Source organism: Streptomyces himalayensis subsp. himalayensis (genome assembly GCF_013778455.1).
Classification (GTDB): Bacteria; Actinomycetota; Actinomycetes; order Streptomycetales; family Streptomycetaceae; genus Streptomyces; species Streptomyces himalayensis.
In genome coordinates, this window is sequence record NZ_JACEHE010000087.1 from 1 (window position 1) to 1,321 (window position 1,321).

Below are 1,321 nucleotides of genomic sequence, written 5' to 3' on the forward strand. Positions count from 1 at the left end.
TGAACCGCTCCGGGTCTGATGGAGGCTCGATTCCCTGAGAGGATCGAGTCATGGCACGTCCGTCCCCCTACCCTTCTGAGCTTCGTGAACGCGCGGTGCGCATGGTCGCGGAGATTCGTCCGAACTATCCGACCGAGTGGGCTGCGATGAAGGCAGTTGCGGCGAAGCTGGGCATCGGTGCGGCGGAGACGGTGCGGACGTGGGTCCGCAAGGCCGAGGTGGATGCTGGTCAGCGGCCCGGCGTCACGTCCGAGGAGGCCGCGGAGATCAAGCGGCTGCGGGCCGAGAACGCCGAACTGCGGCGGGCCAACGAGATCTTGAAAGCGGCGTCGGCTTTCTTCGCGGCCGAGCTCGACCGGCCGTCCAGGCGCTCGTAGCGTTCATCGACGAGTTCAAGCAGGTGTTCGGGGTCGAGCCGATCTGCCGTGTGCTGTCCGGCCACGGGCTGAAGATCGCAACGAGCACCTACTACGCCGCCAGGAACCGTGCTCCCAGCGCCCGCGCGATGCGGGATGAGGAGCTGAAGGCGCACATCAGCCGGGTGCACGCCGACAACTACGGCGTCTACGGGGTGCGGAAGGTCTGGCGGCAGCTTCATCGCGAGGGCATACCCGTGGCCCGCTGCACGGTCGCCCGGCTGATGCGCGCGCTCGGTCTGGAAGGCGCCCGACGCGGCAAAAAGATCCGCACCACCGTGCGCGACGACGGGCATGAGCGGGCAGCTGACCTGCTCGGGCGCGACTTCACCGCGTCCCGGCCGAACGAGAGGTGGGTCGCCGACTTCACCTACGTGGCCACCCGGTCGGGGATCGTCTACGTCGCGTTCGTGGTGGACGTCTTCTCCCGGGCGATCGTCGGCTGGTCCGCGGCTACCAGCAAGCGGGCCAAGCTCGTCCTCGACGCCCTCGATATGGCCTTGTGGCGGCGCGACCGTGCTGGAACTCCCGTTGGACCGGGGCTGGTTCATCATTCGGACGCGGGCAGTCAATACACGTCTTTCGCGTTCACGGCGCACCTCCTCGAGGCCGGCATAGACCCCTCGGTCGGCACCGTCGGTGATGCCCTGGACAACGCGCTCATGGAGTCCCAGATCGGCCTCTACAAAACGGAGCTGATCAAGCCCCGTCGGCCCTGGCATGGCCTTGCTGACGTCGAACTCGGCACCGCGGAATGGGTCGACTGGTTCAACAACCACCGGCTCCACAGCGCGATCGGAGACATCCCGCCCCACGAATACGAGACCAACCACTACGCTCAACACCAGCCCCAACCGGCGGCTGGAGTCAACGCATAGAGCCTCCACCGATCCCGGAGCGGTTCA

At 66.8% G+C, this 1,321-nt stretch carries 1 protein-coding gene; it reads left to right on the plus strand.

What is annotated here, in order from left to right; genetic code table 11:
- Positions 1-50: 50 nt before the first annotated feature.
- Positions 51-1,294, plus strand: a protein-coding gene (locus tag H1D24_RS41535; RefSeq protein ID WP_181662957.1) for an IS3 family transposase whose coding sequence is annotated in 2 segments (ribosomal slippage) — positions 51-333 and positions 333-1,294 — 1,245 coding nt in all. Because the reading frame shifts where the segments join, the coding sequence is not laid out codon by codon here.
- The last annotated feature ends 27 nt before the right edge of the window (positions 1,295-1,321 follow it).